Genomic DNA, 25,131 nt, shown 5'->3' with positions numbered 1-25,131 from the left:
GAATATCGAACTTGACTTCGATTTACGAAGTTTTACCATGCCGGCACAAGAATCGTTGGCTGAAAGAGGCGGAAACCGCCCGGCGAAGAACGATAATCTACGGGAGGAATAGGGATGGGCATTGCATCAAAACATGCGCGTGCGCTTTTGTGCGCAACCGCTTTAGCAACCTTGTGTACGCCAGCGCTCGCTTTTGCGCAGACAGGAACAGAAGGCGGCGGTGATCGCGCAGCGTCTTCAGGCGATCAGATTGTCGTCACCGCGCGGCGGCGCGATGAATCCATTCAGGATGTGCCCGCGCAGGTTACGGTTCTGAATTCAACGGCGATACAAAACCGCGGCATCGAGCGGCCTGCTGATTTTATCGAACAGGTTCCAAACGTCACTTTTGTAGAGACGCAGAACGCCGGCACAAGCTTCCTCGTCATTCGCGGCATCTCACAGGCACGCAACAGCGAACCGTCCGCAGCGATTGTTGTGGACGGCGTGCCCATGACACAGCCGGCGCAGTTCAATCAGGCGCTTATCGACATTGAACAGATCGAAGTGCTGAAAGGCCCGCAAGGGGCGCTTTACGGACGAAACGCGATTGGCGGCGCGATTGTCATCACCACCAAAAAACCGAGCGATGAATTTGAAGCCAAGTTCACCGCCGGTTATGAATCGGGTCCAGGCTACAAATTACAGGGCGCAGTCAATGTGCCGCTCGCTGATAATTTCTATATGCGCGGCGCAGTTTCGTGGCGCGATACGGAAGGCTTTTTGAATAACGTCAATACGACCGATGCCAGCGCTGAGGAGAATGTCGATCCCGTCGAGGATTTGAATGCCCGCGTTTCGTTCCTTTATGAGCCCACAGATAATTTCAGCGCCGACCTGCGCCTTTCCGCAGACCTGCTCGATACGCGCGCGCTCTATTATGTAATTCCGGATTTTTCGGATCCAAACTTTAACAACCCTAACTTCACCGACCGCCCAATCAATCTCAACAATTCCGGCGTCAATGAGCGCGACATCTACGACGCTGCGCTGAAACTCAGTTATGAAACGTCATACGGCGCCTTTACGTCTATCACCGGTTTCAACAGTGTCGAAGAACTGCTGACCGGCGACGGCTATCCGTTCGATCCCTTTGGGCCGTTTCCTATCAACCGGGTCGGGTTCAATTTCAGCCAGACACAGTTTCTGGACGTTGAAACCTTCACCCAGGAACTTCGTTTTACGTCTCCTTCAGACAATCGCTTCCGCTGGATGGCGGGCGGGCAAATCTATGTCACAGACCGGTACATCTCGACCGGCAACCAGATTGACACCGGCGCTGGCGTGATCCCTGTCTATCGCACGCCAAGCACAGACCCGGCGCATCCTCAGCTGACATTCCTCGCCGACAGTCAGGATCAGTTTGCATGGGCGGTTTATCTCAACACCTCGTTTGACATTCTCGATAATCTCGAATTGTCGTTGAACCTTCGCTATGACCATGACAAGCGCGAGAACACAACGCTTACGCCTGCTGCGTTCCTTCCTTGCGCGCCTGGCCCTGATTGCGGCACGGGTGTTGTCAGGGAAAACACATGGGATGATTGGCAGCCGCAAGCGGTCCTGCGCTATACGCCCACAGACGATCTGACTCTGTTTGCCAGCTACAGCCGCGGTTTCCGCAGCGGCGGCTTCAACCAGACCGGCGTCGGCGGGTTGGCGGACGCCAGCGGTTTTTTCAATGTCGGGGATCTCTTCGATCAGGAAACCGCCAACACATATGAAGCGGGCTTCAAGTCGAGCTTTATGGACGGTCGCGTCAACCTCAATGCAAGCGGTTATTTCACCAAGGCCGAAGGCACATATTTCTTTGTCTTTATCGCGGCGAACTCAACGCAAAATCTCGGCAATATCGACGAGGTGGAGTATAAAGGCTTTGATGTCGAGTTGAACGCAAACCTGACTGACAATCTCTCGTTCAACGCCGGCTTCGGGTATACGGACAGTGAAATCACTGAGTTCCCGGACCCGGTCGCAATCGGGGGTGCCGCGCCATTGGTGTCTAAATACACCGTCAATGTCGGCGCTGAATACCGCGCGCCCATATGGGGCGATGTCGATGCGCTGGTGCGTGTCGATTACAATCGTCTTGGCGACACAACCTTTACTATCCCCTTCAGCGCCCCCGAACTTGCGCTTGACGCCTTCCCGGTTGAGCGGGACCCTGTGGATCTCGTGAATCTTCGCGCAGGCATCACCAACGATCAATGGTCGCTGATGTTCTGGTCGAGGAACCTGTTCGATGAAGAATATAATACGGAATATTCGCCGGGCGGGTTTTTGTTCAAGGCGCAACCCATGCGTTGGGGTGTTGATTTGACGGTCCGCTTTTAGCGCGATCGGATTACATTGAGACGGGCGCTTTAACCCGTCTCGTCAGGCATTAAGCCGGCGTGGTATGATGCGCCGGCTTAAACGCGCAAAAAGAAACCGCCATAATGGCGGTTTGATGAGGAGAGAAAGTTGACCAAAGTTCTGGTGCTTTATTATTCGAGTTACGGACATATAGAACAGATGGCCGGAGCTGTAGCAGAAGGCGCCGCCTCCGTTTCTGGTGTTTCCGTTGTCGTAAAGCGTACGCCTGAGCTGGTCTCTGAAAAGGTCGCCGCTGAATCCGGCATGAAAACTGATCAGGATGCGCCATTCGCCGATCCTGCGGAACTCGCAAATTACGATGCGATCATATTCGGAACGCCAACGCGCTTCGGCAATATGGCGGCGCAAATGCGAAACTTTCTGGATCAGACCGGGCCGTTATGGATGTCGCGCGCGCTGGTGGGAAAAGTCGGCAGTGTTTTTACGTCGACGGCGAGTCAGCATGGCGGTCAGGAAACGACGATAACGTCGTTTCACACGACACTTCTGCACCACGGCATGGTTATTGTCGGCCTTCCCTATACATGGGAAGGAGCCTCGATCATGAGCGAGTTGAGCGGCGGCACCCCCTATGGCGCGACCACCATAACCGGTGGTGACGGCGCGCGGATGCCAAGCGCCAATGAACTCGAAGGCGCGAGATTTCAGGGCCGGCATGTCGCGGAACTTGCCGCGCGGCTGACCGCTTAGCCATTAGGGCGTATTCAGGTAATCGCACGAGAGGAGACGAGAAGAATGGCGAAAGGATCCTTGCCGAGCCGGCTGCATCACACCGCTTTCACTACCCGGGACATGGAGGCGACACGCAAATTTTACGAGGATGTGCTGGGCATGCCGCTGATTGCGACCTGGTGCGAAAAAGACATTCTCTTCGGCGCTGAGCGCACTTACATCCATTGTTTTTTCGGTCTCGCCGACGGCAGCGCGCTGGCGTTTTTTCAGTTCGCCAATCCAGAAGATCAAGAGCTTTTTGGGCCCAAAATGCCGGCCTCTCCATTCCATCATATCGCGCTGAATGTGGATGCGAAGACGCAAAAGTCGATGGAAGAACGTATTGCGGCGGCTGGAATTAAAGAGCCTGACACTTATGTGCTGGAACATGGCTATTGTCGTTCGGTTTATGTCACTGATCCAAACGGGATGATTGTGGAATTTGTTCTGGACTTGCCTGAGGCGATATCGCGGGCGGAGGAATGGCGCGGCAAGGCGCATTCAGAATTGGAGCGATGGCTGGAAGGCGATTACACAAACAACAATGTATATCGCTGATTAGTCTTCCTTGCGGTTTCATCCAGTTTTGGGTGCGTGACTTTCATGACTGGCGCATCGACTGAAATTGTAAATATACCAGTGGTGGGCGGCGTCTTGGAGGCCGAGCTGCGGGGCGGTATTTCCTCAAACGCCAGCCCGCCCATCGTATTCCTGCATGGCTGGACGCTCGACCGGCGCATGTGGGCGCAGCAAATGAAAGCGCTTGCGGCGGAGCATCCGGTTATCGCCTTTGATCGGCGCGGTTTCGGCCAGTCTACAGCGCCCGCTGGCATCGATCTGGAACCTGATGATATCATTGCAGTTCAGGATTATTTTTCGCTTCAGGCCAGCGTGGTTGTCGGCATGTCCCAGGCGGGCCGGATTGCGCTTGAATTTGCGCTTCGGCGCCCCCAACGCACTATTGGTTTAATACTGGAAGGTGCAGGCCTCTCCGGTTTCAAGCCGGCGGCAAAACCGGATGAGCAAATACCGCTTGGCCACTATCGCTCGCTCTTGGAGGCGGGCCAGATCGACAAAATGCGGAAAGAGTGGCGTGAGCATCCGCTGATGCAGAGCCCTAATCCCGATGCGGTAAAGTGTATGGACGACATGCTGCGTTCTTACGATGGGCGTGACCTCCGTACACCACTGTCGTCGTCCTTCGGCGTTGATCCGGACGCGCTAGGTAAAATCCAATCGCCAGTTTTGGCGGTGACCGGCGATCAGGAAACGCCATGGCGCCGGCTGGTCGCGGATGCGATCGCCTACGGTGTTCCTGATGCGCGCCGGGCGACAGTAAAAAACGCGGGGCATGTCTGTAATTTATGCAACCCTGAAGGCTTTAACGCCATCATTGGCGCGTTCCTGGCTGAGTTGCACAAGTGATGTTAGTTTCTGTACAGATAATATGTATTGTGAAACGCAAGCGTGTCTTTGCGTATGTTTGACAGCAATCAAGTCCCGGCATACGATTTCGAGTGTCGAAATAAAATACAATTACGAACTTTTGTTGCGTTCTCAGTTCAACCAAAACCAATAGAGCTATTGTCGCCAGCGCCGATTAAATCGGCAAGTTTGTGGCAAGCATAAAAGGGAGACATCCAATGAAGAGAAAAGTCGCTATTGTGATCGGCGCTCTTATGATTTCAACGAGCGTATTCGCCAGTGAAGTCATGGAAAAGTGTGTTGCTGTTGTCGGGCCGCTTGGCTCGCCGGACCCTGAAGGTCAATGCACATGCTTTGTGGACGCGATGACCGATGAGCAGGCCGAAGAGTATCTTGCTGTCGCCGACTGGGAAAGCGATGCGTCTGATGAACTTAAGAATATCGGCGCCCAATGTTTTCCGGAGATTAACTAGAACGGCGTCATCTCTACCTTCTGACCGGGAGGTGCAGATCTTTTTCAGGTCTGAAGGTTGCGATGGCGGCTATGAAGTCGATATTGGCGCGGCGTGACGCCAGCCAATCTTTTGAAAAAACGCGAGAAATAGGCCGGATCCTGAAACCCTAATTCAAAAGCAATCTGCGCAGCGGGCGCTTCGGCATAGCGGAGCATTCGCTGCGCTTCTAATAAAACTCGGGCGTGTATAAGCGCTGCGGGCGATTTTCCAACATGTAAACGGCATATTCTTGTGAGCTGTGACTGGCTTATGGAAAGAGCATTTGCATAGTCGGCGACCGTCCAATGGTCGCAAAACTTGTTGTTGATCAAGTTGCGATAGGCGGTTGCAACCTGCGCACTGTTGGCCGGCTCTGCATCTGTCTCTTTCATCCGCGGAATTTCGCGCATGGTCAATATCAACAATGCCTGCGTTAAACTTTCCAGCATGGCGCGCCGACCCTCGTTCGAGCCGAGAAACTCATTATGGAGACGGTCGAACAACGTTTCGGCCTCCTGCTTCCGGTTCGCGTTTAAAACTATTTTGCTTACGGAAAATATACGGCCCAGAAACATATCCTTTACGGAGCGGAAATGGGGGGTGTTTAAAAACGGGCTGTCGATTGATAACACCCAGCCAATCGTTCCGTCCTGAAAATCAAAGCTGTGGATCACGCCTTCAGGGATGAAGACAAGATCGCCGCTTCTGAGCGGAGTAATACGGTCTTCCGTTTTTGCTTCTGCGCCCCCTTCGGAGATGTAGATAAGCTGCATTATCCCCGAATGGGCGTGCGGCAATATCTTCCAATCATGGAGCCGGGCGCGAGCGTCGATATCTTCAATATGAAGGTCCTCTATCCCGAACTCTCCGGGCTGCTCTCCGTAAAGCGCGTAGATTTCCGGCTGGTCAACCTGTGGTCTGTGACTATGGGAGGGGGGCGAGGTTCGCATGAGCGAAAAATACAATAATTGGCCAGAATAATCCATTCATAGCAGCAGATTGTGATTGTAAAATGCAATCAAAGACCTCCCATGGAGCGGGTCTCAGAAACCTGGAAGGGCCCGGAAATGAAAACCCAAGTCGCAATTATTGGATCGGGTCCTGCGGGCCTGATGCTGGGGCATTTGCTCAGGCAAGCTGGAATAGACGCTGTTATTATCGAGCGGCAAACGCAGGAGCATGTCCTGTCTCGCATTCGCGCGGGCGTCCTTGAAACGGTGACGACCGATATTCTTGACGAGCTTGATATTGCGGCGCGTATGCACGCGGAGGGACTGCCTCACGCCGGCTTCAACCTTGCCTATGATGAGCGGCTCGTCAGGATTGACATGCGTGCGCTCGTCGGCGCCGACGTCATGGTTTATGGACAGACCGAACTGACCAAGGATCTTATCGACGCCGCGCCAGCGAGAGGTCTTGAGATCATCTGGGAGGCGGCCGACGTTGCGCTTCATGATGTGACTGGCGACGCCCCGGCCGTAACCTATATCAAAGATGGTATGGAGAAGCGCGTCGAGGCGCGGTTTATCGCTGGGTGCGACGGGTTTCATGGTCCTTCGCGGCAGGCCATTCCGGAGTCGCAAGGCGCTAGTTACGAGAAAGTTTATCCGTTTGGCTGGCTCGGCATCTTGTCAGATGTCCCGCCCTGCAATCATGAACTCATCTACGCCAATCATGAGCATGGCTTTGCACTGGCGTCCATGCGGTCGCCGACTCGCAGCCGTTATTATATTCAGGTTCCGTTGACGGATAAAGTTGAAGACTGGCCGGATGAGCGACTTTGGGATGAGTTGTGTTTGCGCCTGCCGCCTGAGGCCGCATCCCATGTTACGCGAGGGCCGGCTTTGGAGAAATCTATTGCGCCGCTGCGATCGTTTGTTTTTGAACCTATGCGCTATGGATCGCTTTTCCTCGCGGGCGACGCGGCGCATATCGTCCCGCCGACCGGGGCCAAGGGGCTCAACCTCGCCGCCTCTGACGTGCGGTATCTTTCGCGCGCTATGATTGCTTGGTTCAAAAGCAACGATAGCGAGGCTATCGAGGCTTATTCGCAAAAAGCGCTTGCGCGCGTCTGGAAATCGGAACGTTTTTCCTGGCAGCTAACCATGCTGATGCATCGTTTCCCGACTGACAGCGCTTTTGACCGGCGTGTGCAGATTGCGGAGCTGGATTACATAGCGTCTTCCGAAGCGGCGCAAAAAACAGTGGCCGAGAATTATGTCGGCCTGCCCTTATAGCTTTGCAGCGCTGTGAAGCGCTGCAAAGACTGCGTGATAGGAAGAGGGGATGCTGCTCCCACTTGGTTTATCGAGTATGTTAGCCGTGATGTTCGTTGATCCATTCCACGGTTTTCGAAAGACCGCCAAACGGATAAAAATGAAGCCGAACGCGTCCATGCTTTTCATAGTCGAGCCCGTCTTTTAACGTGCCGACAAGTTTGTTTGGGCCAGCCGAGCCAATGAGATTGGTCAGGGAGACCCCATATTTCGCCATGACGGAGGCTGAAGCGCCGACGCCGCAGCGAGCGGCGAAGCCAAGAAGCCGTTTAATTCCAGCCGGGCCCGGCACGCCGATGCGCACCGGAGAGTCGATGCCGCGGGCGCGCATTTCTTCCAGCCACTCAAGGAATGGCTCGGCGGAAAATCCGAATTGTGTCACGATAATGGGAAGCATGTCGCGCTGACGGATTTCAGCAATCTTGTTTTCCATCCAGACCCACAGGTCCTCCTTCGAGACATTTGGGTGGCCTTCGGGGTGGCCTGCGATGCCGATCGCCTTGATGCCGTTTTGCTCAAGAACGCCGGTTTTGATCACCTGAAGCGAATCCTCAAACGGCCCTTCCGGCGTCGGCGGATCGCCGGCGATGACAAAGAGCCGTTTCACGCCAGACTCGGCGGTCACCTGTTTGATCATGTTCTCAAACACGTCAACCGAGGTCAGGCGCCGCGCCGACACATGGGGCATCGGCTCAAAACCAAGCTCGCGCACGGCCTTCACCGCTGCTATTCGCGCGCTCATTTCCTCGCCAGGCAGGAAGGTCACGGCAATTGGTGTTTGTGGCGCGATCATGGGTGCGGCCTCGCGCAGCGCAGGCACATCCTTTGCCGTGATCTCGAGCGAATAACCGTCAAGCAGATCGTCGGAAAGGGTTTCCCAATTGGGATGAATTTCAGCGTAGGACATTAGGCGCATTCCTTCGGTCGGCCCATTTTGCGGGTCTGGTTCCCCAATAGGAATACTCACCAGCGGCCACAGCGCTAGTGTGTTTGCGCACGAAATTGGTTCCGTTCATCCACAGAGGCTTCTGAGCGGGTATTTTTTATAACAAATGACCGCTGGGCGGCCTGCTTTCGCCGCCGGTTTTAAAACCAGAGCCGGACCCCTGCGACAAAAGAAACGATGGACGGGTCTTCGCCATTGGCGCGAGCGAAATCCGCCGTCTCGCCCAGATCGCGCGTCCAGTGTACGCCGATATAGGGCGCGAACTCCCGTTTGATCTCATAGCGCAGACGCGCGCCCAGTTCGATGGAGGAGAGCCCTTCACCACTTTCAAGCGGGGCGACGGTTTGGAATGAAATATCCGCCTCGGCGCTTGGCTGCAGGATGAGCCGTTGGGTGAGCATGAGCTCATATTCCGCCTCTAGCCGCGCGCTGACATCGCCCTTGTTGCTGACAAAGAGAGCGGCATCCACTTCGAACCAGTAAGGCGCCAGTCCTTGCACGCCGAGCGCCGCATAGGTTCTCGAAGGGTCAGGGCTGAAATCATGGCGCATGCCCGCCTGGAAATCGAAATAGCGGCTAATGGCGCGCGACCACAAAGCCTGAAATTCGGCTTCTTCGAACTTATCCTCCTCGAAGGAATATTCGGTTTCGGTTTTGAGCGCGAGCTTGTTGCGATCGCCGCCCCACCATGCCTGTCCTTCCAGCATCAGCGCCGGATCGCCTTCGCCGGTTTGCACTTCAAAACGGTCGGCGAGGACATAATAGGTTGTTCCCGCGCCATGTTCTTTCAGCACCGCCCTGCGAGCTTTGGCCATTTCCTGAGGGTCGTTATAGGCGTCAGCCTGGGACCATGGCGTTGCTGTTTCTTCCGCCATCGCGGTAGTCGCCACGAAACAGGAAAACAGAAGAACGGGAAGGGGCTTTTGCGTTCTCATGATCAATGCCCCTCATGCTTGTGGGCGTTGTGAGGCGCAGAGGGGTGTATGTCATGGCCTTCATGGTCCATATTTGACGACGGGCGGCCCTCGCTTTTTGGTAGGACAGAAACGACCTGCATCATGCCCGCATGCATGTGGAACAAAAGGTGACAGTGGAACGCCCAGTCGCCCACATGGTCAGCCGTGACATCGAACGAGAGCTTTTCTCCGGGCTTCACATTCACCGTATGTTTGCGCGGACGGTGATCGCTTTCTTCAGTGTTCAGTTCAAAGAACATTCCGTGCAGGTGAATAGGATGGGTCATCATTGTGTCGTTGACGAGGGTGAAGCGAACACGCTCGCCTTCATAAAGGGTAATGGGTTTTTCGATGGCGGAGAATTTGACGCCGTCAAAGCCCCACATGAAACGCTCCATATTGCCGGTGAGATGGATTTCGATCTCGCGTTCCGGCGCCCGAAGGTCGGGGTTTTGTACCGTGCTCTTCAGTTGCGTGTATCGCAATGCGCGATGGGGAACATTTTCAAGGCCGAGCCCCGGTTCGTTGAGGCGGTTTGTCGGCATTTCCGCCACCATATCCACACCGACGCCCATTTTGTGACTGTGCGCCTGCTTTGTCATGGCGTGATCGCCATGTTCCATGCCCGTCATATTCTGGGCCATGCTTCCATGGTCCATGGCCATATCTTTGTGGGTGAGGATCGGACGCTCGCGCAGAAGCGGCGCTGTGGCGCGCATGTCGGGCCGTGGCGAAAGCGTTGCAACCGCTTGCCCAAAACGATCAATGGCTTCGGCCACAATCGCGAAAGGGCGCGGGCGATTAGGTTCGATGATGACGTCATAGGTTTCTGCAACGCCAATCTGTATTTCATCAGTATCGACAGGCTGGACATGAAGCCCATCCGCCTGAACCACCGTCATCGGCAGGCCCGGGATACGGAAATTGAAGATCGTCATGGCCGCGGCGTTGATAATCCGCAGGCGGATGCGCTCGCCTGTTTCAAATAACGCTGTCCAGTTGTCGTCTGTCGAATGGCCGTTGATCAGATAGGTGTAGGCCGCGCCGGTGACGTCTGCGATGTCGGTCGCCGACATGCGCATATTTCCCCACATGGCGCGGTCTTCAATCGTTTTGCCGAGCCCTTTCTCGCTTGCGTCGCTAATGAAGTCGCCAAGCGTTCGCTCCTGCATATTGAAGACTTCATTGTTCTTCTTCAGTTTGGCGTAAACTTTATGCGGATGTTCAAACAGCCAGTCCGACAGGACGAGCACATATTCGCGGTCATAGGAAACCGGGTCGGCACCGGCGGGATCGATAATTATCGGTCCGTATAGACCGCTTTGTTCCTGAAGCCCCGAGTGAGAGTGATACCAGTAAGTTCCGTTTTGCGGGACGGCGAATTCGTAAGTGAAGGTCTCCCCCGGTTTGATGCCTGGAAAGGAAACGCCCGGCACTCCGTCCATATAGAATGGCACCAAAAGTCCGTGCCAGTGAATGGATGTGTCTTCATCGAGTGTGTTGTGAACGTGTAAGGTTACGCGCTCGCCTTCGCGGAAGCGGATCAGCGGCGCTGGAAGGCTTCCATTCACCGTAACAGCATGGCCGTTGCGTCCGCCGATCATAACATTGGCGTGCCCGACCGAGAGGTCGAACGCCGGTCCCGTCAGGGCCGGCGGTTGTTTTTGCATGCTCTGACCGCCATGGACGCTTTGCGCCCAGGCGGGCAGAAGGCTTGCTGCGCCCGCATAGGCGCCGCTGGCGGCGGCCCCGCGAAGGAGATGTCGTCTTGTGAACATGGCGCGGCGCTCAGTGATGGCCGTGATGGGCGCCGGCGTCAGGCGCCGCGCCTGCGCAGTCAGCATCCGCTTCGGCTGTGATCCGGGCCTGTTCTTCACTCATGGCTTTCATACAGGCCGTATGGGCGCCGGCGTCGATCTCGAGCGAACACATCATGGCGACGGACCATGCTCCGTCCTTGGCTGGCTTCAACATGAAGTGGACTTTTTCCTCTTCATAAAACGCAGCAAGATCGACAATCTTTTCAACCGAAAAGTCCATTGTCATTTCGTCCCAGTCGAGCGCCTCAATTGGCTTGTGGGTGAGATTAAGCTTGGCGTTCTTGACATCGAGTGCGTTGATGACGCCTTCGCCCATGGGCAGGGCGCATTTGTCGGTCATCTCCATCTTATGGCCTTGATGGTCCATTTTGTGTTCGCCCTGGGCAAGTGCTGCTGACGCCAGGAGGGATGCCGCCATGGTGAGCGGCAAAACAGAAAAGCGGTTCATGGAATATCTCCGTTGTTGAATGCAGCGGCAAAGAAAAGCGCAGCGCAAATGCGCAGCGCGCCTGCATTCAATTCTGGAGGCGGACTTTTAAAGTCACGGGAGTTGGCCGCCGCGGCGGCGCGCGGCTCAGGATAGGGAAACCTCTCGCCGTCGACAGAGACGGCGTCTCGATCCGCGGCTCCATAGCCAGGGTCGCGAGCGCGATAGGTTTGGCCGGCGCTGTCAGTGCTGAAGGCGTCAGCGTGTCCGCAGTCAATTGATGAACTGCATGAAAATCACAGAATTCGCCGTCGCCGCAATCAGAAGGGGGCGCCTTGTGGCGCTGCTCAGATGCTTCCGCTGAATGCGGCTGATGTTGAGCATGGGCGCCATGGGCGTCGCCATGCTCTCCGGCCTGGTGATGAGCTTCACTTTCCGATTGCTGGTAAGGCGCGCATGCGCAAGCCGCTTGCACCGTCCCGAAAAGGACGGCGCCGAGCAATAGAACTGCAATGCGCAAATGTTTCATCATAGGCCATCTAAGATGGGGATAACTTACCTCGCCGCCAAGGGGCGGTCAAACCACCCAGCGCAACAACGGTTAATCCTTTAGCGTCGTTTGTCGCCCTTGCCGCAGGAGGAATCGCCTCTTTTTGAATTCGGCATTGCCGCTGTTTGAATTTGCGCCTTCCAGGCAGTCTCACTAGGCTTGGTGGCGGACCGTTCCTTACTGCAGGAGGTGTGCATGTGTAAACTAATCAAGACGGTTTTTGTCGCCGGATTATCCCTTACGGCCGCCAGCGCCTTCGGTAAGGAACCAGCGACGGACGGAGCTGAAGCATCTTCTGTGCGTGCGCTCATTACGCAAGATTCCATGAATGTCTATCGGCGGTTCGTTCCAGAACAAACACAGGCGATGGTCGCCTTCTATCATGAAGTTTTGGGGTTAACGCCGTTACAACCGATCGATCTTGGCGGCGGGCAACAAATGATCCTTTTCGGCATTGGCGGTGGGCAGATCAAGCTTGCGGCTGGCTTGAAGGAGGGGCGAGACTATCATCTTGGCGGCGTCAACGACGCGACGGGGATTCGAACCTTCACGCTTTATTTTCCGGATGAGACGGCGCTTGTTGAACGCCTTGAGGCGCACGGCTACGCCGCGCCGGATTTTGCTGACAGAGGCGATGGCGCACGCGCCGCCTTGGTGGAGGACCCGGGTGGCTTTTCGCTGGAGCTTGTGATTGCGCCCGATGCTTCTGCCCAGACATATGAACAGGTGGAAGTCGGGATAAACGCTTCCGATCTTGATGAAAGCCGCGCCTTTTATCGCGATTTCGTGGGGCTTGATGAACTGCCGCCGGTTGAGGATGCGCTCCTTAACGTAACGAAATATCCTTATCGCCACGGGGCGACGACAATTAATGTGTGGTCGGCGGGGGAGGCGTTGCCAGCCGATACGGGCAGCGCAGGCATTCAGTATGTTGTAAGCGATGTTGATGCTGTCGATGCGAACGCCAAAACACGCGAAATCACCGTTGAAACGCCGCTCGGCAATCTGCCTGGCTTTGATCTGAGATTTGTTTGGCTCAATGACCCGGACGGCATTACCAATTATTTTGCGCAGGTCGGCGCAAGGGTCAATTCATCTGAGTAGGCTTCTAACGCCTTATTACTCAGCAACCTGAATAATATATTCGGCCAGCACCGCGATTTCGTCTTCAGTCAATTGCCCGTCAAAAGGCGGCATGGCGCCGCCCCCATTGGTTATCCGGCTGATGACGTAACCAAGCGTCAGGTTGGGGTTTCCATCGAGTGAGGGGCCGATGCTGGCTTCTGATCCAGCGTCAGCCAGCGTATGGCAACCGCTGCAGGACCAGGCCTCAAACAGATCACGGCCCAAATCCGGATCGCCGGCCTTTGCCTGCGTGACAACGAATCCCGCAGCGAGCGCGCTCAGAACGGTCAGTGCTGGCGCTGCAAAACGGGACTTCACAAAGACTGAAGTAGCGGTCACCGTTATATCCATTCTTTTCGCGCCAGGAAGGTGACTTTAGCCCAGATCGCGAATGCGGTGAAGCGCGGCGGGGCTGTTTTTACCGCCATCCTCAGTTGAGGCATGTTAGTCTTTTTGGCGAAATAAAACTTCGATGACGTCTCTAAGTATGAGGGTCACCGCTTCCTTATCGAGACTGGGATTCAGGATGTTGCGCATACCGATGCCTTGCATGAGCGCAACGAAAATTTCGAGACGAGATTCGAGATTGTCCTTTCTGACGCTGTCCTGCAGATAAGAGATGACCCGCCCTTTCAGCTCCGCATCCATATTGCGGATGGAAGAAGCCACTTCCGGGTTTCGTGTCGCCTCCGCGGCGATTTCGAGCATTAAGGTGGACCAGAAAGGGTCAGTTTTCGCAGCAACGCTATCTTTCAAATTGTCGATCATCATATCGACGACCTGATCCCCAGCCTCGCGGTAGCGTTCGACGGTGACTTTCTTCTCTTCGTAATGCGCGCGGATCATCTCGGCGATGATCTGCTCCTTGCTCTCGAAATAGTGATAGATGTGACCGGGGCTCATTTTCGCTTCTTTGGCGATCTGAGCCATGCGGGCGCCGTGAAATCCGCTGGCTACAAAGGCTCTTTCCGCCGCGCGCAGGACGCGCTCGCGGGGATCATCGCAAGTTTTCGGCAGGGCCTCGGACATTTTTAACTACCTTTATTTTAATTATGATGCGCCGCACAATTTGCTTGCCAACTTTATTCAAGCCGTGTAATTATTTCTTTAGAACAAACGTTCATTCTAATCAAGTCCTCAGCTTTTCTAAAGGCTGGGGACGCATTTACAGGGCTGAATTGCTCGGAAACGCTATCTTATGCCCCCGTTTTTGAAGATGAATCGGATCCTCGCGCTCTGCGCCGCCGTCGCCCTTGTGTCCTGCGGGGCAAAAGAAGATGCGCGGATGGCGCCGCCGCCGCCCGAAGTCGCCGTTCAAACCGTCAGGACGGAGCCGGCGACCTTGTCAGCCACTTTGCCTGGCCGTACCGCTGCCCATCGTGTTGCGGAAATTCGCCCTCAGGTGTCCGGCATTATTCTGGATCGTCAATTCGAAGAGGGCGCCGCTGTAACGGCTGGTCAGCCGCTCTACCTTATTGATCCGTCGCCATACCAGGCCGCTGTCGACAGCGCCGCCGCAACCTTGGACAAGGCCTCGGCCATGGCCGCCGCCGCGAAAAACCGTGAAGAGCGGTTCGCAAAGCTCGTCGAAATGAACGGAGTGAGCAAACAGGATTACGATGACGCATCAGCCTCCGCAAAACAGGCGAAGGCGGAAGTCGCGCTTGCTCGCGCGGCGCTGGCCAGTGCGAAAATCAATCTTGAACGCACGGATATCAAAGCGCCAATCGATGGGCGCATTGGCCGAACGCTCGTCACACGCGGCGCGCTCGTCAATGCAAACCAGCAAGAAGCGTTGGCGGTAATTCACGGGCTCGACCCGATTTATGTCGATGTTGCGCAATCGAGCGCTGAGCTGTTGCGGCTGAAGCGCAAACTTGCGAGCGGCGAACTTGAAACCGTTGAGGGCGATCAGCTCCTCGTAAACCTGACGCTGGAAGACGGCGGCGCCTATGGTCAGTCGGGCAAGCTTGCGCTGACGGAAGTCAATGTTGAACCGCAGACCGGCGCTGTCACCTTGAGGGCAGTGTTCCCCAATCCGGATGGGTTATTGCTGCCCGGCATGTTTGTTCGAGCCGAAATTATCGAGGGCAGGAACAGCAACGCTATTCTGGTTCCCCAGCAGGCGATCGCGCGCAACGCGCTCGGCGAAGCTATTGCTTATGTAGTGATGGATGATGACACCGTTGCTGAACGATCGGTGGAGGTGGCGCGTGCGAAAGGCGACAAATGGCTGATCGCCTCCGGCCTTGAACCTGGTGAACGTATTGTCGTTGAAGGGTTTCAGCGGTTCCGTCCCGGAGCAACAGTAACGCCGGTTGAAATCAACACAGGCTCGCCGCGCAGCGTCGCCGGCGCCGCCAATTCTTCCGGATTTCAATGAGGTAGGTTACCGCCGCTTGCCGAAGAGCTGGCGCACCCTGTTTTTCATTTACAAGAGATATCCCTGTGGCGAATTTTTTTATTTCAAGGCCGATCTTTGCTTGCGTAATCGCCATGATTGCGATGCTTGCAGGCGTCATCAGTCTTTTAAACCTTCCACTCGAGCAATACCCTGACATTGCGCCGCCGGCAGTGAGCCTCAGCGCCACCTATCAGGGCGCTTCGGCGAAAGCGGTGGAAGACGCGGTCACTCAGGTGATCGAGCAGCAAATGAAGGGCATCGACAACCTTCGCTATATTTCCGCCAGTTCCAGTTCGAATGGCACAATGTCGATGACGCTTACTTTTGAGTCGGGCACGGATCCGGATATAGCGCAGGTGCAGGTTCAAAATAAGCTGGCGCTGGCGACGCCGCTCCTCCCTCAGGAAGTGCAGCGACAAGGCGTCACCGTGAACAAGGCCCGTGCAGGCTTTTTGCTCGCTGTAGCGCTGGTGGACAATTCCGGCGTGATGGGTGAAGCCGATATCGCTGACTTCCTCGCATCCAACTGGCAAGATCCGATCAGCCGCGTTCCCGGCGTTGGTCAGGTGCAGCCCTTTGGATCGCAATACGCCATGCGTATCTGGATGGATCCCTTCCAACTCGCCAATTACGGCCTTTCCACACAGGATGTGGTCGATGCGATCCGCGCTCAAAATACGCAGGTTACCGGCGGCGAAATTGGCGGCGGTCCGCATATGCCGGGGCAGCAACTAAACGCGACGATCAATGTTCAGTCGCTCATGCAAACGCCCGAAGAATTCAGCAATATTGCGCTGCGCACATTGGAGGATGGATCACAAGTCAAGTTAAGCGACGTCGCCAGAGTCGAAATCGGCAGCGAACGATATAATCGCATCACCGAATACAAAGGAACGCCCGCTTCCGGCATGGCTGTGCAGCTTGCGCCCGGCGCCAACGCGCTACGCACTGCGGATGCCGTGAAAGCGCGCGTCGATGAATTATCGGCGTTCCTGCCGTCGAACATGTCTATTGTCTATCCCGTCGACGAAACTCCTTTTATTAAGGAATCGATCAAGGAAGTCGTGAAGACGCTTGTCGAAGCGGCGATCTTCGTCTCCGTCATCATGTTTTTGTTTCTGCAAAATCTGAGAGCGACGGCGATTGTCATGATTACCGTGCCCGTCGTTTTGCTTGGGACATTTGCTGTATTGCTTGCTTTCGGTTTTTCCATCAACACGCTGACCATGCTGGCGATGGTGCTGGCCATTGGTCTCCTCGTTGATGACGCCATTGTCGTCATCGAGAATGTCGATCGCATCATGGAAGAAGAGAAGCTCCCCCCTCGCGAGGCGACCAGAAAAGCAATGTCTGAAATAACCGGCGCCTTGATGGGAATTGGCGCGGTGCTTTCAGCCGTGTTCATCCCGATGGCGTTTTTTGGCGGCACTACCGGGGTTATCTACCGGCAATTTTCAATCACTATCGTCACGGCTATGGCGTTGTCGGTGTTGACGGCGGTTATTTTGACGCCGGCGCTTTGCGCTACAATTTTGAAACAGCGCGATCCGTCAAAGGATCCGAAGCCGGGTTCGCTGGCGTATCGGCTTTCGGCGCCGTTGCGCAGTTTCAATTCGGTCTTCGCCACGAGCGCCAGCCAGCACTTGCGCGGCGCCAAAGGCGTTATCAATCGTTCAACACGCTTCTTTCTGTTGTTTGTCGTAATGGTCGTTGCGACAGGATTTATGTTCACGCGGCTGCCGGGCTCCTTCCTGCCAAATGAAGATCAGGCGCGGATGATCCTGCAGGTGCAGCTTCCGGCAGGCGCCACCTATGACCGCACCCTTGCTGTTCTTGATCAGGTCCAGGCGCATTTGCGGAGCGAAGAAGAGGAGATGGACACCATCAGCGGCTACTTCACCATTGCAGGCTTCAATTTCGCCGCTAATGGGCAAAATGTAGGCATCGGGTTTGTGCCGTTGAAAGATTGGGAAGAGCGTAAGCGCAAGGATCAGAGTCAGGATGCCGTGGTTGCGCGTGCGCAAGCGGCTTTTTTCAAGATCCGCGATGCGCAGGTATTTGCTTTTGGTCCGCCATCTGTTCCGGGCCTTGGTCAATCGGGCGGGTTTGATTTATTCCTGCAGGACCGCGGCGGGGTCGGGCGAGAAACGCTTATCAATGCGCAAAATCAGCTTCTCGGCATGGCTGCCCAAGAGCCGAATTTGGTGGCGGTGCGCCCGAATGGCCTTAGCGAAGAATCGCAATTGCAGGTCGACATCGACCAGCGCCGGGCGCAGGCGATGGGGCTTGATCTCACCGCGATCAACACAACGCTGGCGACAGCTATGGGCGGCGTCTATGTGAATGACTTCATTGACAGGGGGCGCGTCAAGCGCGTGTATTTAGCGGCTGATGGGCCGTATCGCAGTTCGCCTGAGGATTTGAAACTCTGGCGCATCCCGAATGCGAGCGGCGAACTCGTTCCTTTCTCTTCTTTTGCGGATATTTCGTGGACAGGCGGCTCGCCCAAACTCGAACGCTATAACGGCGTCTCTTCGGTGGAGATTCTCGGTTCTGCGGCGCCTGGCGTTAGCTCGGGTGAAGCCATGGCGACTATTGAGCGGTTGGCGGAACAATTGCCATCAGGCATTGGAATCGAATGGACAGGCGTTTCAAAGGAAGAAATTGAGAGCGGCTCAAAAACGACGACGCTGTATGCTTTATCAATCCTGGTCGTGTTTTTGTGTCTTGCAGCGCTTTATGAAAGCTGGAGCATTCCGATTTCTGTTTTGCTAGTCGTTCCTCTGGGGGTGATGGGCGCTTCATTGGCTGCTATCTTCGGCGGGCTTCCGAACGATATCTTTTTCCAGGTGGGGCTGCTGACGACGATCGGGCTTTCGGCGAAAAACGCTATCCTGATTGTCGAGTTTGCAAGCCTTTTGGAAAAACAGGGCCGGTCCGCTTTTGAGGCCGCTATTGAATCGGCGCGGGTTCGCCTTCGCCCTATTCTCATGACTTCATTCGCGTTCGGTCTTGGCGTTACGCCGCTGGTGCTTTCGAGTGGCGCTGGCGCCGCCGGCCGTAACGCCATTGGCGCGTCGGTGCTGGGCGGTATGCTGGCGGCGGCGTTTCTGGGGCTCTTCTTTACACCGCTCTTTTACGTATTGGTGCGCCGTTTTTTCGGTACAGGAGAAGCGACAGAAAAGCAGGCTCTCAAGCCGCGGCATGAGGCCGTTTGAGCATGTCGTTTTTTCCATCAGAACTGAAAACCATTTCTATTGCAGCGATGGCGGTCCTCGGTTGCGGTTGCACCTCGCTCACCATGGCGCCTGAATACAACCGCCCCGAAGCGCCTGTTGCGGAAACATTTCCGGGTGTAGACGAGACCGCGGATGACGCCATGCGTCTTGCCGATTGGCGCAGCTTCATTGCTGACCCGGCGTTGACGGCGCTTGTTGAAACGGCGCTTGAAAATAACCGCGATCTGCGCATCGCGATGTTGAATGTAGAGCGCGCGCGAGCGCTTTACCGCGTCCAGCGTGCGGATAGTCTCCCTTCAATCAGTGCAGATGGGGGATATTTACGCCAGCGCATCGGTGAAAACGCATCGATTGGCGCTGCGGGCGCGGCAGGCGGGGCCGGCAGGACGGAACCGCTTACGATTGAACAATATTCCGCGGAGGTTAGTCTCAGCGCTTATGAACTGGATCTGTTTGGGCGGGTGAGAAGTCTCAACCGGCAGGCGCTTGAAACCTATTTTGCGACGGAAGAAGCGCGCCGTTCTGCTGAAATATCCCTCGTTGCCGAAGTTGCTGGAGCCTATCTGCAATTGCTCGCCGACCGGGAGCGTTTGAACATTGCGCGCGAGACGGTGGAAAGTCAGCAATCTTCTTATGATCTCACGCGCGAGCTTGTGGACAATGGCCTTGGCAACGATCTTGATGTGCAGCGTGCGGATACATCGGTGCAGCGCGCACGCGCTGACGCCGCAGGACTTGAAGCGCAGATCGCGCGCGATGAAAATGCGCTGCGGTTGCTTGTCGGACAGGCTGAACTGCCTGATCTAGACGCCTCGCTTGATAGCGTCACGCTGAACGCCGCCTTTGAGGATGTGTCCTCTGAGATCTTGCTTCAGCGCCCTGATGTGCTGGCGACAGAGCGGCGGCTGCGCGCTGCAAACGCCAATATTGGCGCCGCGCGGGCCGCATTTTTCCCGAGAATATTGCTGACGGCGAGCGCTGGAACAACAAGCTCGGAACTGGCCAATCTTTTTTCGGCTGGAACAGGTGTCTGGTCTTTTGCTCCTTCCGTATCGCTTCCGATTTTCGCCGGGGGACGCAATCGCGCACAACTCACTGGCGCAAAGATCGACCGCGATATCGCCGTCAACGAATATGAAAAAGCGGTCCAATCGGCCTTTCGCGATGTCGCCGATGCTTTAGCGACCCGACGCACGATTGGCGAGCGGCTGGAGGCGACCGAAAAACTTTCGACGGCGTCTGAGCGAACCTATACGCTTGCGGACGCACGTTTTCGAAATGGCGTCGATAGCTATCTGTCCGTTCTTGACGCTCAACGGGCGGACTACGCCGCGAAACAGGAGCTTGTGCTTGTAAGGCTGGAAGATGCTGTCAGCGCCATTAGTCTCTACCGTGCGCTGGGTGGTTTTCCCGAAACGCAATAGAGCTCAGGCGCGTGTTTACGCTGCGAACAGTTTACGGATGTCTTCCGGAACGGGCGCAGATTTGATGCCTCCGGGCGCCTCAACGTCGAAGACCGTCCAGACCCGTTTTTCCGTTCCTTCAACGCAAAGCGTATCGCCCTTTTTGATGCGGTGCCGGATGGTGAAGCTCGACTTGCCGAAGTCCGGCGCATCGCTTTCAACGATGACATCGTCGCCATAGGCCGCCGGAAACAGGAAACGCGCCTGAAGGTCCACAAGCGGATAGCCGGCGATCTTCATCTCTTTTCGCATGTCCCGCTTTTTCGGGAGGCCCGCGAACTCAAACATCTGAACCGTATTCTCGCTCAGCATATCAATAAAACGGGGCGCGAAGACGATGCCCGCCGGATCGCACCAGCCCCATTCGATGCGCAGTTCGCGTGTGAAGAACGCCGTCATTTTCCTTTGCCGTTACTTTGCGGGCGGCGGTTGTAAGGGGCCGCCCGCCGCCATGGCTCGGCCGTAGGGCTTCATGCCCGCCCAGAAAACGAAGACGGCTGGTGGGCCCATCAGCAAGGCCGTCAGGAAGAGGGAGTACCGAATGTTTTCTTCCGAGAAAATGACGTCCGTAAATGTCGAGACAATCAGCGGTCCCATCATCATGCCGACGACATTCATGATAAAGAGGAACATGAACGTCACCTGGCCGCGAAGATGGTTCGGCGTCACGCTTTGCAGCGCGGCGTTTTCGACGGGCGCCGCCATGCCGCCCCAAAGAGCTGCAAAGAAGCCAATGAAAGCGGCGAGCCAAGGGCTCGGCATTATAGGCTGCAGGATCGCCAGCGGAACGGCGACAGCCGTTGAAATAACCGTGATGCGGATATTGGCGTCATAGATGCCTTTCTTCCACCAGCGTTCTGCAAGCCAGCTGCCGACAAAAAGGCCAATCGGCATGGCGATCATAAGACTGACGCCGGCGACATATGCGTATTGTACGCCTGACCATCCATAAGTGCGTGCGTAAAACGGCGCGCCCCAGGTTTGCAGGCCGAACATCTGCACCGACCGCAGCGCCAGGCCGGCGAACAGCGGAATATAGACTTTCCAATGATGCCCGACGAAGGCGAAAACTTCGCCGATGGGGCGTGATTCTTTTTGAATGCCGCCGCGGCGTATGGGTTCTTTCACCGTCAGCATCAGGGCGGATACGATTAGGCCCGGCAAACCGACCATGATCAGGACAACTTGCCAGCCACGAAGGTGCAGTCCGAACGGAAGGTCATAGCCGCCGCTCGTTCCGACAAAACTGATGATGACGCCGCCGATGATCATCGAAAAGCCGACGCCTGCGACAAAACCGAGATTCATAACGGCAATCGCACGCGGCAGTTTTTCCGGCGGGAAGTAATCCGACAAAAGAGAATAGGCCGAAGGGCCGCTGGTGGTTTCACCAACGCCAATTCCGACGCGCGCCAGGAACAAGTGCCAGAAATTCGAAGCAAGCCCGGACATCATCGTCATCAGGCCGAAGATAGCGATGCCGGCCGCCATCATGTGTTTGCGGCTGAAGCGGTCGACCATCACCGCGACGGGCCAGCCGAAAATGGCGTAGAAAATCGTGAAAGCGGCGCCGACGATTAGGCTGATCTGTGTGTCCGAAAGGCCGAGATCGGCTTTGATGGGCTCGATCAGGAGATTGAGAATGCCGCGATCGAGGAAGTTCACCATTACCGCGAGAGCGAGAATCGCCACGCAATACCAAGCCTGTTTTGGGGGCGGATAGTCGGCCTGATCGGCGGCGGGCTTTGCTGACGCCTCTTCTGGCGCGCCGGCGCCGCTTGCGGAGATATCCATCCTGTTTCCCTTCCCGGGTGTTTTACAGTCCGCGCGTTTATCGCGCAGCATCTTGTTATGTGCGCCGGCGAGGCAACCAACGCGGCCGAAAGTCCACGCCCCCGCATGACTTTGGCATTGTGCGACTGGCTGCGCCGCCGACGGGAAAGTATAGTTGAACCATGGCGCTTTGCCAGTTCTTTACCGGCGCCGGGCGCTGCAAAGCGGCTCTCTTTCCATCAAAATCCGCATAGGAATGACACTGAACGCGAACAGGGTGCGGCGTGCGTGCAGCTCATTCGCTGAATGGGTGACTGCCATTCGCCGCCAATACGGCTTCTCATGAGGTCGCGTGTGTTTACGGCAAGCCGATATATTAGACGATAGAAAAGGAAGAAAGGGTCAGGAGGCAAATATGAAAATTGCAATTATGGGCGCCACTGGAAATGTTGGGCAGCGCCTGTGCGCTGAAGCGCTATCGCGCGGTCACGACGTGACGGCCATTGCGCGCAAACAAGGCGATCTTCCGTCGCATGAAAAACTGACATTCGTAAAAGGCGATGTTCTGGGCGAGACTGCGGGGAAATTACTCAACGGCCATGACGCCGTGATCTATTCCTTGCGTTTCAACGGCCTTGATTTTGACAAGGCGCTCGCTGCTTTCCGGGCTTCAGATGCGCCGCGACTACTCATTGTTGGCGGCGCGGCGTCGCTCAATGCGGCGCCAGGCGGTCCCGCGTTGATTGACACGCCCGGTTTTCCCGAAGAAATCAAGATTGAGGCGGAGCCTGCGCGTCAGGCGCTTAACAAATTGAAAGCGTCTGAGACATCCGACTGGACCTTTCTGTCCCCCTCCATCATCATCGGTCCTGGTGAACGCACCGGAAAATTCCGTTTGGGTAAGGACGAAGTGTTGAAGGACGCGGAAGGGAATAGCCGCATCAGCTATGAAGATTTTGCGGTTGCGATGATAGATGAGACCGAAACGCCGAAGCATCAGGGTGAGCGGTTCACTGTCGGCTACTAAAATCGAAGTTGAAACGCCGGCTTTTTTGTGGCCGGCGTTTCTGAAAAGATTTAGCGATAAAGCTGTTTGTTGATGGGAAGTTTATTTTCCCGGCAGTAGGTCTCGTAGTGGTTGATAAACCACCACACATCGAGGGTCTCGATGAACTTGCCAGTATCGTCATAAAATTCATTGGCGCCCTGCATCCAGCCGAAAAGCTTCACGCCTTGCGGGTGGTCTGTAACAAGCGTGTGCGCCTGTCCCGGGGTTTCGGAAATAAAATCGCCCGGTTTTGCAACCCAGTCATATTCAAGATACCGCACGCTGCCCTCTAGGCACATCATCAGCACCTGACCGCGATGTTTGTGCGTGCCAATGACGCCAGGCGATTTGATCCACAGGACATTGCCATACCAGTTCTGACGAACGTCAAAGGCGAGGTGCCGGATGGCGGCGTTATCGCCAAAGGGAACCCATGGGCTGTCTACTTCTTCATGACCGACAAAGCCGCCAGGGATGAGGTGTCGATCGAGAACTTTCTTATGGTTCTCGGGCACCTCAATGATTTTGTAATTTTCTGCGGTTTTCGAAAGGCCGCCGAGTTTGCTCATGATCCAGCTCCTTTCCGGTTAAATGTAAAGCTGCTTGTTGACGGGGATGCCATGTTCTTCGCAATAGCTTTCATAATGATCGAGGAACCACCACACATCGACGGTGTCGATCAGCGTTCCGTTCTCATCATAAAATTCATTGGCGCCCTGCATCCACCCGAACAGCTTCACACCGTTTGGATCGTCCGTAACAAGTGTGTGGGCTTCGCCGGGCATTTCATGAATGAACGCGCCAGGCTTTGCGACCCAGTCATATTCGAGATAGCGGAACGAGCCTTCGAGGCAGACCATCAACACTTGGCCGCGGTGTTTATGCGTCGATACAACGCCCGGGGCTTTCACCCAGAGAATATTGCCGACCCAGTTATTGCGCACGTCAAAAGCGAGATAGCGGATCGCCGCATTTTCTCCAAAAGGAACCCACGGACTTTCCTCAAGAGACGAGCCTACATAAGTGCCCTCAACCCCGCATCGCTTGATGAGTTCTCTGAAAGGTTCAGGGACGTCGACGATTTTATATTCGCCAGCCTCCGCGGCAGTCTTTGAAGTGTCGGCTACGCTGGACATGAGACGTCTCCTCTATTGCTTATTTCTTGTCGCCGCCAGGCACGCCATGAGCGACACGCTTTTCATACTCCGGGTCATCCTCGGGTTTGGCAAGGGACGCCATGACGCGGGCGTGAATGTCTTCGAGTGTTTGGCGGAACTCGGGATAGGGCAGGATATATAGATCGTTCTTTTCAACGCCTTTCAGCACATATTCGGCGAGGCGAGCCGGCTTCATCCCGACTTCAATAACCTTTTTGAGATGCGCCATCACATTGGGATCGGCGCCGTAATAGCCGGTCTTTTGAAGATGGGCTGGCCGGGTCAGAACCGCCTCGTGAATATTGGTGTCGACCGCGCCGGGGCATAGCATAGAGACTTTGATTTTAGTGTCCTTCAGATCCATGGACAGACATTCTGAATAGCCCCGGATCGCCATTTTCGCCGTGCAGTAAATGCCCGTGCCGGGCAGAGCGACAAAAGCAGACATGGAGGCTGTATTGGTGATGTGACAATCATCGCCGCGTTCAAGCATGCGCGGCAGAAAAGTCTGGACGCCATTGATGACGCCCCAGAGATTCACATCAAGCTGCCACTTCCAGTCATCAAGCGTCGCTTGCTGCAGCGGACCGAAGATCGATACGCCTGCGGTGTTAAAGAGAAGCTGAACCTGACCAAGCTTTGCTTCAACTTCATCGGCGGCGCGCCCATAGGCTTCCGGGTCCGTGATGTCGAGATGAATGGGCATCGCTTCAACGCCCTTTTCCGCGAGCGCGGCAACCGCGCTTTTCAAGTGGTCTTCACGAATGTCTGCGATAGCGATCTTGGCGCCGGCCTTGCCGAAAACTTCCGCCTGACCGAGGCCTACGCCCGATCCGCCGCCGGTGATGAAGGCGACCTTACCCTTAACATCAGTCAATTTCTGACTCCCTGTTGTTTTTCGT

24 protein-coding genes are annotated in these 25,131 nt (G+C 55.6%); 11 read left to right on the top strand and 13 right to left on the bottom strand.

What is annotated here, in order from left to right; translation table 11 throughout:
• Positions 1-114 precede the first annotated feature (114 nt).
• The 5 genes from ACFOOP_RS00860 (at position 115) to ACFOOP_RS00840 (ending at position 5,024) form a co-directional block, all read left to right on the top strand.
• Positions 115-2,373 (top strand): TonB-dependent receptor, encoded by a 2,259-nt coding sequence (locus tag ACFOOP_RS00860; protein ID WP_379878774.1) that lies wholly within the window; start codon positions 115-117, stop codon positions 2,371-2,373.
• A gap of 129 nt (positions 2,374-2,502) precedes the next feature.
• The gene (gene wrbA, locus ACFOOP_RS00855; protein ID WP_379878772.1) at positions 2,503-3,105 is read left to right on the top strand and encodes an NAD(P)H:quinone oxidoreductase; all 603 of its coding nucleotides are present in this window, start codon (positions 2,503-2,505) and stop codon (positions 3,103-3,105) included.
• Positions 3,106-3,150: 45 nt separating this feature from the next.
• On the top strand, positions 3,151-3,684 hold the full coding sequence (locus ACFOOP_RS00850) for a VOC family protein (RefSeq protein ID WP_379878770.1): 534 nt from the start codon (positions 3,151-3,153) through the stop codon (positions 3,682-3,684).
• 45 nt (positions 3,685-3,729) lie between these two features.
• Positions 3,730-4,551, top strand: coding sequence for an alpha/beta fold hydrolase (locus tag ACFOOP_RS00845; RefSeq protein ID WP_379878768.1), 822 nt, complete (start codon positions 3,730-3,732; stop codon positions 4,549-4,551).
• 218 nt (positions 4,552-4,769) lie between these two features.
• Positions 4,770-5,024 (top strand): hypothetical protein, encoded by a 255-nt coding sequence (locus ACFOOP_RS00840; protein ID WP_379878766.1) that lies wholly within the window; start codon positions 4,770-4,772, stop codon positions 5,022-5,024.
• Positions 5,025-5,068: 44 nt separating this feature from the next.
• On the opposite strand, the gene ACFOOP_RS00835 is transcribed toward ACFOOP_RS00840, so the two are convergent.
• The gene (locus ACFOOP_RS00835; RefSeq protein WP_379878764.1) at positions 5,069-6,031 is read right to left on the bottom strand and encodes a helix-turn-helix domain-containing protein; all 963 of its coding nucleotides are present in this window, start codon (positions 6,029-6,031) and stop codon (positions 5,069-5,071) included.
• Positions 6,032-6,112: 81 nt separating this feature from the next.
• On the opposite strand from ACFOOP_RS00835, the gene pobA reads away from it, so the two are divergent.
• On the top strand, positions 6,113-7,282 hold the full coding sequence (gene pobA / locus ACFOOP_RS00830) for a 4-hydroxybenzoate 3-monooxygenase (RefSeq protein ID WP_379878762.1): 1,170 nt from the start codon (positions 6,113-6,115) through the stop codon (positions 7,280-7,282).
• Positions 7,283-7,361: 79 nt separating this feature from the next.
• On the opposite strand, the gene ACFOOP_RS00825 is transcribed toward pobA, so the two are convergent.
• The 5 genes from ACFOOP_RS00825 to ACFOOP_RS00805 all read right to left on the bottom strand — a co-directional run bounded on the left by ACFOOP_RS00825 (position 7,362) and on the right by ACFOOP_RS00805 (position 12,002).
• Positions 7,362-8,228 (bottom strand): methylenetetrahydrofolate reductase, encoded by an 867-nt coding sequence (locus ACFOOP_RS00825; RefSeq protein ID WP_379878760.1) that lies wholly within the window; start codon positions 8,226-8,228, stop codon positions 7,362-7,364.
• A 179-nt stretch (positions 8,229-8,407) separates the two neighbouring features.
• The gene (locus ACFOOP_RS00820; RefSeq protein ID WP_379878758.1) at positions 8,408-9,202 is read right to left on the bottom strand and encodes a copper resistance protein B; all 795 of its coding nucleotides are present in this window, start codon (positions 9,200-9,202) and stop codon (positions 8,408-8,410) included.
• A 2-nt stretch (positions 9,203-9,204) separates the two neighbouring features.
• Positions 9,205-11,001, bottom strand: coding sequence for a copper resistance system multicopper oxidase (locus tag ACFOOP_RS00815; protein WP_379881477.1), 1,797 nt, complete (start codon positions 10,999-11,001; stop codon positions 9,205-9,207).
• A 10-nt stretch (positions 11,002-11,011) separates the two neighbouring features.
• A complete protein-coding gene (locus tag ACFOOP_RS00810; RefSeq protein ID WP_379878756.1) occupies positions 11,012-11,491 on the bottom strand; it encodes a copper-binding protein in 480 nt (159 codons plus the stop codon).
• 67 nt (positions 11,492-11,558) lie between these two features.
• A complete protein-coding gene (locus ACFOOP_RS00805) occupies positions 11,559-12,002 on the bottom strand; it encodes a hypothetical protein (RefSeq protein ID WP_379878754.1) in 444 nt (147 codons plus the stop codon).
• Positions 12,003-12,215: 213 nt separating this feature from the next.
• Between ACFOOP_RS00805 and ACFOOP_RS00800 the strand changes: the two genes are divergently transcribed.
• Positions 12,216-13,124 carry a VOC family protein gene (locus ACFOOP_RS00800; protein ID WP_379878752.1) on the top strand — a complete coding sequence of 303 codons (909 nt, stop codon included), beginning with the start codon at positions 12,216-12,218 and terminating at the stop codon, positions 13,122-13,124.
• Positions 13,125-13,139: 15 nt separating this feature from the next.
• On the opposite strand, the gene ACFOOP_RS00795 is transcribed toward ACFOOP_RS00800, so the two are convergent.
• Positions 13,140-13,484 (bottom strand): c-type cytochrome, encoded by a 345-nt coding sequence (locus tag ACFOOP_RS00795; protein ID WP_379878750.1) that lies wholly within the window; start codon positions 13,482-13,484, stop codon positions 13,140-13,142.
• Positions 13,485-13,589: 105 nt separating this feature from the next.
• Positions 13,590-14,174 carry a TetR/AcrR family transcriptional regulator gene (locus ACFOOP_RS00790; RefSeq protein WP_379878748.1) on the bottom strand — a complete coding sequence of 195 codons (585 nt, stop codon included), beginning with the start codon at positions 14,172-14,174 and terminating at the stop codon, positions 13,590-13,592.
• Positions 14,175-14,430: 256 nt separating this feature from the next.
• Between ACFOOP_RS00790 and ACFOOP_RS00785 the strand changes: the two genes are divergently transcribed.
• The 3 genes from ACFOOP_RS00785 (at position 14,431) to ACFOOP_RS00775 (ending at position 20,212) form a co-directional block, all read left to right on the top strand.
• On the top strand, positions 14,431-15,528 hold the full coding sequence (locus ACFOOP_RS00785) for an efflux RND transporter periplasmic adaptor subunit (protein ID WP_379878746.1): 1,098 nt from the start codon (positions 14,431-14,433) through the stop codon (positions 15,526-15,528).
• A gap of 65 nt (positions 15,529-15,593) precedes the next feature.
• The gene (locus ACFOOP_RS00780; protein ID WP_379878744.1) at positions 15,594-18,767 is read left to right on the top strand and encodes an efflux RND transporter permease subunit; all 3,174 of its coding nucleotides are present in this window, start codon (positions 15,594-15,596) and stop codon (positions 18,765-18,767) included.
• Between the two features lie 2 nt (positions 18,768-18,769).
• Positions 18,770-20,212 (top strand): efflux transporter outer membrane subunit, encoded by a 1,443-nt coding sequence (locus tag ACFOOP_RS00775; protein WP_379878742.1) that lies wholly within the window; start codon positions 18,770-18,772, stop codon positions 20,210-20,212.
• Positions 20,213-20,227: 15 nt separating this feature from the next.
• Here the strand turns inward: ACFOOP_RS00775 and ACFOOP_RS00770 are convergent, their stop codons facing one another.
• Together ACFOOP_RS00770 and ACFOOP_RS00765 are read right to left on the bottom strand one after the other, a co-directional pair.
• Complete coding sequence (locus ACFOOP_RS00770) at positions 20,228-20,650, bottom strand: acyl-CoA thioesterase (RefSeq protein WP_379878740.1); 423 nt, start codon at positions 20,648-20,650, stop codon at positions 20,228-20,230.
• 12 nt (positions 20,651-20,662) lie between these two features.
• Complete coding sequence (locus ACFOOP_RS00765) at positions 20,663-22,045, bottom strand: MFS transporter (RefSeq protein ID WP_379878738.1); 1,383 nt, start codon at positions 22,043-22,045, stop codon at positions 20,663-20,665.
• 394 nt (positions 22,046-22,439) lie between these two features.
• Between ACFOOP_RS00765 and ACFOOP_RS00760 the strand changes: the two genes are divergently transcribed.
• Entirely contained in the window at positions 22,440-23,051 is a 612-nt protein-coding gene (locus ACFOOP_RS00760) for an NAD(P)-dependent oxidoreductase (RefSeq protein WP_379878736.1), read from the top strand.
• Positions 23,052-23,101: 50 nt separating this feature from the next.
• Here the strand turns inward: ACFOOP_RS00760 and ACFOOP_RS00755 are convergent, their stop codons facing one another.
• From ACFOOP_RS00755 to ACFOOP_RS00745, 3 genes are read right to left on the bottom strand one after another with little or no spacing between them, the layout of a single operon-like run.
• A complete protein-coding gene (locus ACFOOP_RS00755; RefSeq protein WP_379878734.1) occupies positions 23,102-23,641 on the bottom strand; it encodes a 2,4'-dihydroxyacetophenone dioxygenase family protein in 540 nt (179 codons plus the stop codon).
• 18 nt (positions 23,642-23,659) lie between these two features.
• The gene (locus ACFOOP_RS00750; protein WP_379878733.1) at positions 23,660-24,208 is read right to left on the bottom strand and encodes a 2,4'-dihydroxyacetophenone dioxygenase family protein; all 549 of its coding nucleotides are present in this window, start codon (positions 24,206-24,208) and stop codon (positions 23,660-23,662) included.
• Positions 24,209-24,227: 19 nt separating this feature from the next.
• The gene (locus ACFOOP_RS00745) at positions 24,228-25,106 is read right to left on the bottom strand and encodes an SDR family NAD(P)-dependent oxidoreductase (protein ID WP_379878731.1); all 879 of its coding nucleotides are present in this window, start codon (positions 25,104-25,106) and stop codon (positions 24,228-24,230) included.
• Positions 25,107-25,131 lie beyond the last annotated feature (25 nt).

It is taken from the genome of Hyphococcus aureus, from assembly GCF_042643165.1.
GTDB classification, from domain to species: Bacteria; Pseudomonadota; Alphaproteobacteria; order Caulobacterales; family Parvularculaceae; genus Hyphococcus; species Hyphococcus aureus.
The sequence above is the reverse complement of the archived record's forward strand: the minus strand, read 5'-3'. Positions and strand labels throughout refer to the sequence as shown.

Coding starts and splice junctions, on each gene's coding strand:
- ACFOOP_RS00790 (WP_379878748.1), bottom strand. CDS start 14,174: ATGTCCGAGGCCCTGCCGAAAACTTGCGATGATCCCCGCGAGCGCGTC.
- ACFOOP_RS00760 (WP_379878736.1), top strand. CDS start 22,440: ATGAAAATTGCAATTATGGGCGCCACTGGAAATGTTGGGCAGCGCCTG.
- ACFOOP_RS00820 (WP_379878758.1), bottom strand. CDS start 9,202: ATGAGAACGCAAAAGCCCCTTCCCGTTCTTCTGTTTTCCTGTTTCGTG.
- ACFOOP_RS00860 (WP_379878774.1), top strand. CDS start 115: ATGGGCATTGCATCAAAACATGCGCGTGCGCTTTTGTGCGCAACCGCT.
- ACFOOP_RS00850 (WP_379878770.1), top strand. CDS start 3,151: ATGGCGAAAGGATCCTTGCCGAGCCGGCTGCATCACACCGCTTTCACT.
- ACFOOP_RS00785 (WP_379878746.1), top strand. CDS start 14,431: ATGGCGCCGCCGCCGCCCGAAGTCGCCGTTCAAACCGTCAGGACGGAG.
- ACFOOP_RS00805 (WP_379878754.1), bottom strand. CDS start 12,002: ATGATGAAACATTTGCGCATTGCAGTTCTATTGCTCGGCGCCGTCCTT.
- pobA (WP_379878762.1), top strand. CDS start 6,113: ATGAAAACCCAAGTCGCAATTATTGGATCGGGTCCTGCGGGCCTGATG.
- ACFOOP_RS00800 (WP_379878752.1), top strand. CDS start 12,216: ATGTGTAAACTAATCAAGACGGTTTTTGTCGCCGGATTATCCCTTACG.
- ACFOOP_RS00775 (WP_379878742.1), top strand. CDS start 18,770: ATGTCGTTTTTTCCATCAGAACTGAAAACCATTTCTATTGCAGCGATG.
- ACFOOP_RS00815 (WP_379881477.1), bottom strand. CDS start 11,001: ATGTTCACAAGACGACATCTCCTTCGCGGGGCCGCCGCCAGCGGCGCC.
- ACFOOP_RS00755 (WP_379878734.1), bottom strand. CDS start 23,641: ATGAGCAAACTCGGCGGCCTTTCGAAAACCGCAGAAAATTACAAAATC.
- ACFOOP_RS00765 (WP_379878738.1), bottom strand. CDS start 22,045: ATGGATATCTCCGCAAGCGGCGCCGGCGCGCCAGAAGAGGCGTCAGCA.
- ACFOOP_RS00840 (WP_379878766.1), top strand. CDS start 4,770: ATGAAGAGAAAAGTCGCTATTGTGATCGGCGCTCTTATGATTTCAACG.
- ACFOOP_RS00750 (WP_379878733.1), bottom strand. CDS start 24,208: ATGTCCAGCGTAGCCGACACTTCAAAGACTGCCGCGGAGGCTGGCGAA.
- ACFOOP_RS00810 (WP_379878756.1), bottom strand. CDS start 11,491: ATGAACCGCTTTTCTGTTTTGCCGCTCACCATGGCGGCATCCCTCCTG.
- ACFOOP_RS00770 (WP_379878740.1), bottom strand. CDS start 20,650: ATGACGGCGTTCTTCACACGCGAACTGCGCATCGAATGGGGCTGGTGC.
- ACFOOP_RS00845 (WP_379878768.1), top strand. CDS start 3,730: ATGACTGGCGCATCGACTGAAATTGTAAATATACCAGTGGTGGGCGGC.
- ACFOOP_RS00835 (WP_379878764.1), bottom strand. CDS start 6,031: ATGGATTATTCTGGCCAATTATTGTATTTTTCGCTCATGCGAACCTCG.
- ACFOOP_RS00825 (WP_379878760.1), bottom strand. CDS start 8,228: ATGTCCTACGCTGAAATTCATCCCAATTGGGAAACCCTTTCCGACGAT.